The following is a 7,075-nucleotide window of genomic DNA, read 5'->3' on the forward strand; positions in this document are numbered from 1 at the left end:
TCCGATTTATACAAACCGCACGCTAAACCGCTGCCTGCGCCGATAAGCATAGACATCTTCTACATGCCCCTCGCGGATACGTTTTTGTAAGGCGCGCCAATAATCGGCGCGGAACAAGTCAGCGTGCATATCTTCAAACAGCGAGCCAATGCGCGGATCGGCACATAACCAGTGACGGAACTCTTCCGGGAAAACATCGCCTGACGAGACGCTGTACCACGGTTCGCTGGCGAGTTCGTCTTCCGGGTAGCGCGGCGGCGGGATGTCACGGAAATTAACTTCCGTCATGTAGCAAATTTCGTCGTAATCATAAAACACCACGCGACCGTGACGAGTGACGCCAAAGTTTTTAAATAGCATGTCGCCTGGGAAGATATTGGCGGCGGCAAGCTGGCGAATGGCGTTGCCATACTCTTCAATAGCGTCGCGCAGTTGCTGCCCTTCAACTTGCTCAAGCCAGATATTGAGCGGCACCATCCGCCGTTCGATATAGAGATGGCGAATCACAATTTGTTCTCCAAGATCGGTGATTTTTTCCGGCGCTTCCTGGAGCAGTAATTCCATTAATGCCGGGGAAATATGCCGCTTCTCTAGTACAAAGTTTTCAAATTCCTGGGTATCCGCCATTCGGCCAACACGATCGTGTTCCTTAACCAGTTGATAGCAGGCGCGGACGTGAGCAGCAGACATCTCTTTCTGCGGCGCGAATTTGTCTTTGATGACTTTGAATACCCGGTCAAAGCCCGGCAGCGTAAACACCAACATCACCATTCCGCGAATACCCGGCGCTTCAATGAACTGCTCATTACAGCCCTGTAGATAAACGAGATATTCGCGGTAACTTTCGGTTTTGGCGTGTTTCTGGCAGCCGATAGCCATATACAGTTCTGCGGTGGTTTTTCCCGGCAGAATTTCCCGTAACCACTCGACCAGCGCAGCGGGCAGCGGCGCGTAAACCATAAAATAAGAACGCGCGAAGCCAAAGACGATGCTCGCTTCGGCAGTCGTCGTCAGGCAGGTATCAATAAACAGCTCGCCGTCGTCCGTCTGGTGGATCGGCAGCAAAAATGGCAATGTGCCGGAAGGCGTGATCAGTTTGCCCACCAGCCAGGCGGCTTTATTACGGTAAAACAGTTCGTTCGCCACCTGTAAATGGCTTTCGGCGAGGTTGTCTGTCCCCAGCGTTTCCGTCAGATGGCGAATGATGTAATGAATGTCACGGCTTTTATTTTGCCAGCGCAGACGCAACGGCAGGTCGCTGATAACGCGCATCAGCAAAGATTCCCAGCCGTGATCGGGGTAGAAATCTTTCGCCAGTGGGCGTGGAATGGTACGAAAGCGGCGCTCTGGCTGGGAGCTAAAGATAAAAAGCCGCTCGGGAGTAAGCGAGCGGTGGTCAAATAACCGACAGTACACGGAGTTAAAAAAGCTCTCCGCAATCTCGAAGCGCGGGTAATCCGGCAACAGCCGGGTGTAATGCTCTTTGACGTGTAGTAAAAATGCCGCGTCCGTGCTTTGCCCGTTGGTGATACAGCGCAATTGCTCCACCACCAGACCAACGTGATGATCATAAAGATGGATACGGTTTTTCATCGCCTGCTGGACAGCGTGCCAGTCGGCTTGTTCGAAACGCTGCTGCGCCCCGGAAGTCACTTCGAGGAATCGACCATACTGGGCGTCAAAACCTTGCAAAATTGTTTGTGCAATCAGTAATTCCAGGCCACGCGGCATTTGTCGCCCTCATCAGGGAGCAGAGAATTGCCGGAAAAGACGCGCAAGCGTCACATCAGGCATCATGCGCCGATTGCCGGATGCGGCGTGAACGCCTTATCCGGCCTACGCGTCTGCAACATTTGTAGGCATGATAAGACGCGCAAGCGTCGCATCAGGCGTTGATTGCCGGATGCAGCGTGAACGCCTTATCCGGCCTACAGTCAGCAACATTTGTAGGCATGATAAGACGCGTCAGCGTCGCATCAGGCGCTGATTGCCGGATGCGGCGTAAACGCCTTATCCGGCCTACGCGTCTGCAACATTTGTAGGCATGATAAGACGCGCAAGCGTCGCATCAGGCGCTGATTGCCGGATGCGGCGTAAACGCCTTATCCGGCCTACAGTCAGCAACGTTTGTAGGTTGCTTAGAACTGCGATTCTTCGGTGGAGCCGGTCAGCGCGGTAACTGACGACGTGCCGCCCTGAATAATGGTCGTCACTTTATCGAAGTAACCCGTACCCACTTCCTGCTGGTGAGAAACGAAGGTATAGCCATCTTTCGCGGCAGCAAATTCCGGCTGCTGCACTTTCTCAACATAGTGCTTCATACCTTCACCCTGCGCATAGGCGTTTGCCAGGTCGAACATGTTGAACCACATGCTGTGGATACCGGCCAGGGTGATGAACTGGAATTTGTAGCCCATATCCGACAACTGCTGCTGGAAGCTGGCAATAGTTTTGTCGTCGAGGTTTTTCTGCCAGTTGAACGACGGCGAACAGTTATAAGCCAGCAGCTTGCCCGGATATTTCGCGTGGATAGCTTCCGCAAAGCGACGCGCCAGTTCCAGGTCTGGCGTGGAAGTTTCACACCAAACCAGGTCGGCATACGGCGCATACGCCAGACCACGGCTGATCGCTTGCTCAATGCCAGCATGAGTACGGAAGAAGCCTTCACTGGTACGCTCGCCGGTAATAAATTCGCTGTCATACGGGTCGCAATCGGAGGTGATCAGATCCGCCGCATCGGCATCGGTACGAGCAACCAGCAGGGTTGGTACTCCCGTAACATCGGCAGCCAGGCGCGCAGCGACCAGTTTCTGGATCGCTTCCTGAGTCGGCACCAGCACTTTGCCGCCCATATGACCACATTTTTTCACTGAAGCGAGCTGATCTTCGAAGTGAACTGCCGCTGCACCGGCTTCAATCATCGCTTTCATCAGTTCAAAGGCATTAAGTACACCGCCAAAACCGGCTTCCGCATCGGCAACGATCGGCAGGAAGTAATCGACATAGCGCGGATCGCCCGGCTCAATGCCAGCAGACCACTGGATCTGATCCGCACGACGGAAGGTGTTGTTGATCCGCTCCACCACTGCAGGCACCGAGTTTGCCGGGTAGAGCGACTGGTCCGGATACATGCTGGCCGCCAGGTTAGCGTCCGCAGCTACCTGCCAGCCAGACAGGTAAACCGCTTCGATACCCGCTTTCGCCTGTTGCAGCGCCTGACCGCCAGTCAGTGCACCGAGGCTGTTGATGTAGCCTTTTTTCGACTCGCCGTGCAGCAGACGCCACATTTTCGCCGCACCCAGTTGCGCCAGCGTACATTCCGGATTGACCGAACCGCGTAATTTCACCACATCTTCCGCGCTGTACGGACGGGTAATGCCTTCCCAACGCGGTTGAGTCCACTCTTTCTGTAATTCTTCAATTTGTTGTGTACGGGTTTTCATGTGCAGATGCTCCATAGTTATGTGGTGGTTTACGCTAACAGGCGGTAGCCTGGCAGGGTCAGGAAATCAATTAACTCATCAGAAGTGGTGATCTGTTCCATCAGGCGTGCGGCGTCGTCAAAACGCCCCTGGGAGAAACGCTCTTCGCCCAGTTCGCTGGCAATGACCTTCATCTCTTCCCCCAGCATCTGGCGGAACAGGGCTTTGGTCACCGGTTTGCCATTACTCAAGGTTTTTTGATGATGGATCCACTGCCAGATGGAAGTACGGGAGATTTCAGCCGTCGCCGCATCTTCCATTAGGCCATAAATCGGCACACAACCGTTGCCGGAGATCCATGCCTCGATGTACTGGACGGCTACGCGAATATTGGCGCGCATACCTTCTTCGGTGCGTTCACCGTCACAAGGTGCCAGCAGTTGATCGGCGGTAATCGGCGCGTCTTGTTCGCGCATCACCTCAAGCTGATTTTTGCGGGAGCCGAGGATGTCGTTGAAAACTTCCATTGCGGTATCAGCAAGGCCTGGATGGGCGATCCATGTGCCATCGTGACCGTTATTCGCTTCCAGCGATTTATCCGCTTTCACTTTGTTGAGCACCTGGTTATTGCGCTCTTCGTCTTTGCTCGGAATAAACGCCGCCATGCCGCCCATCGCAAATGCGCCGCGTTTATGGCAGGTTTTGATTAACAGGCGTGAGTAGGCATTAAGGAACGGTTTATCCATCGTCACAGCCTGTCTGTCTGGCAGGACACGATCGGAATAGTTTTTCAACGTTTTGATATAGCTGAAGATGTAATCCCAGCGACCGCAATTCAGACCCACAATATGGTCGCGCAACGCATAGAGAATTTCGTCCATCTGGAACACGGCAGGCAGCGTTTCGATCAGCAACGTCGCCTTGATAGTGCCGCGCGGCAGATTAAAGCGATCTTCGGCATAGCTAAAGACTTCGCTCCACCAGGCCGCTTCCTGCCAGGACTGGGTTTTCGGCAGATAGAAATAGGGACCGCTGCCTTTTGCTAATAGCGCCTGGTAGTTGTGGAAGAAATAGAGGGCAAAATCAAACAGGCTGCCTGGGATCGCTTCGCCGCGCCAGGTGACATGTTTTTCCGGCAAGTGCAGACCGCGTACCCGACAAATCAAAACAGCCGGATTGGGTTTGAGTTGATAAATTTTGCCGGATTCGTTGGTGTAACTGATGGTGCCGTTAACCGCATCACGCAGGTTAATTTGCCCGTCGATCACTTTGTTCCAGTCCGGAGCCAGTGAATCCTCGAAATCGGCCATAAAGACTTTCACATTGGCGTTCAGCGCGTTGATCACCATCTTGCGCTCAACGGGTCCGGTAATCTCTACGCGGCGATCTTCTAAGTCCGCAGGAATCCCGCGAATTTTCCAACCGCCATCACGAATGGAAGCTGTTTCCGAAATAAAATCAGGCAACGTTCCGTTATCAATTTCCTGCTGCTGCTGAATGCGCGCTGCCAGAAGTTTATTGCGTTGTGGCGTAAAATGCGTCACCAGCTCAGTCAGAAATTCTACCGCTTCGGCAGTAAGGATTTGCTTCTCCTGCTCGCCATACGGCCTTGTGAAAGCCAGTTCATCGGTTGTTGTTGCCTGTTCAGTCATCGTGCAGCTCCTCGTCATGGATCCGAAAACTTCCCCACTGTGAACGAAGGATCGTTGTGCGCTTTTCGTTCAGCACAACTAAGACTACTCATTTAAAATGCAAAATCAAAAACAATTTCCATTTTTAATTTAAATTGCATTTAACTTACTGATAACAATAAGAATAAAATTTATTCACCTGTTGCGGTGTGTTTCGGAAATAAAAAAGGCACCCGAAGGTGCCTGAGGTAAGGTGCTGAATCGCTTAATGATCGAGCTCAGCAGAAGATTAATCCAGCGTAGGATTCATATGGCGTAGATCGTATGGCGTGATCTGGTAAACGTAATAGTTGAGCCAGTTGGTAAACAGCAAATTGCCGTGGCTACGCCAGCTCGCTCGCGGTTTGTTTTGCGGGTCGTTGTGCGGGAAATAGTTATACGGAACATCCGGATTTAGCCCGGCTTCCACATCGCGGAAATATTCCTGTGCCAGCGTTTGCGCATCGTATTCCGGATGCCCCGTTACAAAGGCAATGCGCTTATCTTTGCTGGCAAACAGATATGCGTCCCCTTCTTCTGTCTCCGCCAGAATTTCCAGATCGGTGTAATCACGAATCAACGCTGCCGGAAAGTCTGCATAACGCGAATGTGGCGCCAGAAATGAATCATCAAAGCCACGCGTCAGAAGCGCATGGGGATGGAGAATATGATGCTCGTAAACGCCAGAGAGTTTGTCGGTGCGGGTTTGCTTAGGAATGCCGTAGAGGATATTGAGCGCGGCCTGAACCGCCCAACAGACAAACAGCGTTGAGGTGACGTGATCTTTCGACCACTCCAGCACCTGTTTGATCTGCGGCCAGTAAGCGACGTCATTAAACTCCACCAGACCCAGTGGCGCGCCAGTTACAATCAGACCGTCAAAGTTTTGTTCCTGAATATCTTCAAAGTTGCAGTAAAAATTATTCAGATGCTCTGCGGGCGTGTTGCGCGATTCACGGGAATCGATGCGCAACAGCTGAATATCGACCTGCAAAGGTGAGTTTGAAAGCAGGCGTAAAAACTGATTTTCAGTTTCGATCTTCTTCGGCATCAGGTTAAGGATAAGCACCTTTAGCGGACGAATTTCCTGACCAGACGCGCGAGAAGTTGTCATCACAAAGACATTTTCTTCACGCAAGAAATTGACGGCGGGCAGCTCGTCCGGCACACGAATCGGCATAACCTGATTACCTCTTTACATACGCTTATACGTTTAGACATCCAGATAGCTAAATATAACCAGAAAATTTGCCAATGTCGAGCCTGCATGTCGAAGGTGAGAAAGTTTCAAGGAAAAGATTGCGTTAGGATATAAGCACCAATAAAAGGAGAGAAAATGGTTATTAGTATTCGCCGCTCACGGCATGAGGAAGGGGAAGAGCTGGTTGCAATTTGGTGTCGTTCTGTCGATGCCACCCATGATTTTTTATCAGCAGAGTATCGGGCTGAACTGGAAGAGCTGGTACGTTCGTTTCTGCCGGAAGCGCCATTGTGGGTCGCGGTTAATGAGCGGGATCGGCCGGTTGGGTTTATGTTGCTAAGCGGACAGCATATGGATGCGCTGTTTATCGATCCTGATGTGCGTGGCGCTGGCGTGGGTCGAATGCTGGTGAAACATGCGCTCTCAAGGGCACCAGAACTGACAACCAACGTTAATGAGCAAAATACGCAGGCGGTTGGGTTCTATAAGAAGATGGGGTTTAAGGTTACAGGACGTTCGGAAGTCGACGATCTGGGGAAACCGTATCCGTTGCTGAATCTGGCGTATGTGGGGGAATAATGCACTGTTGCCCCCTACCGTAACCCTGAGTAGGACGGATCAGACGCACCAGCGTCGCATCCGGCATTTTTCTGCACCAGCGCAAAAAGGCCATCCTTACGGATGGCCTTCTGCTTTATCTGATGCCTGGCAGTTTATGGCGGGCGTCCTGCCCGCCACCCTCCGGGCCGTTGCTTCGCAACGTTCAAATCCGCTCCCGGCGG

Annotated in this window: 6 protein-coding genes; 2 read left to right on the forward strand and 4 right to left on the reverse strand. The window is 52.3% G+C overall.

Annotated elements, in window-relative coordinates; all coding sequences use genetic code 11:
• Positions 1-6 precede the first annotated feature (6 nt).
• The 4 genes from aceK to metA all read right to left on the reverse strand — a co-directional run bounded on the left by aceK (position 7) and on the right by metA (position 6,272).
• On the reverse strand, positions 7-1,731 hold the full coding sequence (aceK, locus tag FC814_RS18770; protein WP_137326300.1) for a bifunctional isocitrate dehydrogenase kinase/phosphatase: 1,725 nt from the start codon (positions 1,729-1,731) through the stop codon (positions 7-9).
• Positions 1,732-2,138: 407 nt separating this feature from the next.
• Positions 2,139-3,443 carry an isocitrate lyase gene (gene aceA / locus FC814_RS18775; RefSeq protein WP_000857853.1) on the reverse strand — a complete coding sequence of 435 codons (1,305 nt, stop codon included), beginning with the start codon at positions 3,441-3,443 and terminating at the stop codon, positions 2,139-2,141.
• Positions 3,444-3,472: 29 nt separating this feature from the next.
• Complete coding sequence (gene aceB, locus FC814_RS18780) at positions 3,473-5,074, reverse strand: malate synthase A (RefSeq protein ID WP_137326301.1); 1,602 nt, start codon at positions 5,072-5,074, stop codon at positions 3,473-3,475.
• Between the two features lie 268 nt (positions 5,075-5,342).
• A complete protein-coding gene (gene metA / locus FC814_RS18785) occupies positions 5,343-6,272 on the reverse strand; it encodes a homoserine O-succinyltransferase (RefSeq protein WP_001122790.1) in 930 nt (309 codons plus the stop codon).
• Between the two features lie 156 nt (positions 6,273-6,428).
• On the opposite strand from metA, the gene FC814_RS18790 reads away from it, so the two are divergent.
• Both FC814_RS18790 and FC814_RS22975 read left to right on the forward strand, forming a co-directional pair.
• Positions 6,429-6,872: an acetyltransferase gene (locus FC814_RS18790; RefSeq protein ID WP_000236982.1), complete on the forward strand. Its 444-nt coding sequence runs from the start codon at positions 6,429-6,431 to the stop codon at positions 6,870-6,872.
• Positions 6,859-7,075: hypothetical protein (locus tag FC814_RS22975; protein WP_205713604.1), on the forward strand; the 217-nt coding region annotated here is incomplete at its 3' end. The genes FC814_RS18790 and FC814_RS22975, both read left to right, overlap by 14 nt.

This window comes from Escherichia sp. MR (assembly GCF_005280595.1).
GTDB classification, from domain to species: domain Bacteria; phylum Pseudomonadota; class Gammaproteobacteria; order Enterobacterales; family Enterobacteriaceae; genus Escherichia; species Escherichia ruysiae.